Origin of the sequence: Okeania sp. SIO3I5, from assembly GCF_010672085.1 — a bacterium.
GTDB lineage: Bacteria > Cyanobacteriota > Cyanobacteriia > Cyanobacteriales > Microcoleaceae > Trichodesmium.
Window position 1 is genome coordinate 7,576 of record NZ_JAAHHT010000310.1, and the last position, 2,183, is coordinate 9,758.

1 protein-coding gene is annotated in these 2,183 nt (G+C 33.1%); it reads right to left on the reverse strand.

Features of this window, described 5'->3' with window-relative positions; genetic code table 11:
* Positions 1-308: 308 nt before the first annotated feature.
* Entirely contained in the window at positions 309-1,334 is a 1,026-nt protein-coding gene (locus F6K40_RS36165; protein ID WP_293143787.1) for an ABC transporter permease, read from the reverse strand.
* Positions 1,335-2,183 lie beyond the last annotated feature (849 nt).

Below are 2,183 nucleotides of genomic sequence, written 5' to 3' on the forward strand. Positions count from 1 at the left end.
ATGTTTTCGTTCTTGGTCAATCCTCATCCCTTTTAGGCAGAGGTAATTAGGGTTTGCTGATTAAATATAAAATTATTTTCAGGTAAAACTTTTAGCCTTTTTAGGTCTTGGAAAAATCCAAGCTTTTAGGTATTTTAGGTTCAAAAATGAGCGTATTTTGGGCAGACAAAAACAGAAAAATTGAAGAACAATTCTTATTCCTACCTCCTCTAAATTTCCATTGATTCTGACTCCTGACTCCTACCTCTAGCAAAAGACTTTTTCAGCAAACCCTAATTATCCATTATCCATTATCCATTAATGAATATTCAATACCTAATTCTGGGATCTATATAAGCATTTAAAATATCAATAAAAATACTAGCAATGACAACAATACCAGCAAAAAATACGACTATTCCCTGCACTGTCGGATAATCTCGCGAACTAATTGCCTGATACAATCTATTTGCTAAACCAGGCCAAGAAAAAGTTACTTCTGTTAATATTGCTCCTCCTAATAAAGCTGCAAAAGTTAATCCTAAAACTGTAATTACTGGAATCATGGCATTCTTCAAAGCATGAGCAAATAATATTCTTAATTCAGGAATACCTCTTGCTCTAGCAGCTTCTACATAATCAGCTTGTAATGTTTGTTTGAGATTAATTCTTACTATTCTTTCAAAAATACCACTCAGCAAAATTCCTAATGTTAAACTCGGCAAAGCTAAATAATATATAGATGTGAAAAAATGACTGATATTGCCACTTAAAATACTATCAATTGTGTATAAACCTGTAATGCTTGGAGGAGGATTTTCACTAATAGGAAAACGAGTACCTAAAGGAAACCATTTCAACTGTACTGCAAAAATTAATTGTAAAATCATCCCTGCCCAAAAAGGCGGAACTGCATAAGTAAAAATTCCAAATAAACGCCCACCAACATCTAACTTAGTATTAGGATGAGAAGCAGCAATAGACCCAATAGAAATTCCAACAATTAGAGCGATCGCCATACTAAATACTGCTAATTCTACAGTGGCAGGAAAATAATTTTGAATAATTTGCCAAACTGATTCACCACGAGTAGTCATGGATGTACCTAAGTCAAAACTAAGTAATTTTCCTAGATAATTAAGATACTGTTCTAGTAGTGAACCATCTAAACCAAGTTGAGACCGGAGAGCTTCTTTAGTAGCTGTTGAAGCTTTTGGTCCAAGGATAGCATCCACAGGGTCTCCGGGAGTTGCTCGTAACAACAAGAAAACTAAAGTGCTAATTGTCCATAGCATTAGTGGTGCTAATAGTAAACGGATTAATATGTAAGAATAGAGAGCTTTAGAACGAGACATTAGTTAAAATTCAAAATTCAAAATTCAAAATTCAAAAGTTAAAAGTAATTCCCTTTTATTACTCATTGAAAAACACGGAGCTTTTACCAAAGTCAAAATTCAAAATTCAAAAGTAATTGCCTTTTATTTCTGGTAGAAAAACACGGATTTTTTACCAAAGTCAAAAGTTAAAAATTAAAAGTAATTGCCTTTTATTTCTGTTCTTATACCATTTCGACCTGATGTTGCGCTTAATAAAAGATAACAACTATTGGTGAAATTCAGGTTTGAGTCAGAATTATTAAGCGCATTGTTACAGAGAAATGGTATTAGTTAAAAAACATGGAGCTTTCAACGCTATTTTGCTAGACTAAATATCATATCATCTCTGGTTCTACTTGAATCATATAATCTCTTGATTATAACTCCTAATTCTTGTTCCAATTACTAAGAATAATGCTCTACTTAGGGAGAACTTTAATTATTAAGTAATTGGCACAGATCAAATAATTTTTTTGATAGTTCTTTACTAAGACGTCTTAGTTTTTTTTGTTTACTTTTTTCCCACTTTCCCACTTCCCCACTCCCCCACTCCCCCACTTCCCTACTCCCTGTCTAAATCTAAAAATAACATCAGCAACCCTACAAACTTCAGATATTTCTTTAATTACTTTGATAGTTCTTTACTAAGACGTCTTAGTTTTTTTTGTTTACTTCTTTCCCACTCCCCCACTCCCCCACTCCCCTACTCCCTGTCTAAATCTAAAAATAACATCAGCAACCCTACAAACTTCAGATATTTCTTTAATTACTTTGATAGTTCTTTACTAAGACGTCTTAGTTTTTTTTGTTTACTTCTTTCCCACTCCC

What these genes read in the sequence shown, in the direction of transcription:
- F6K40_RS36165 (WP_293143787.1), bottom strand. Translation starts at nt 1,334, where the DNA reads ATGTCTCGTTCTAAAGCTCTCTATTCTTACATATTAATCCGTTTACTA.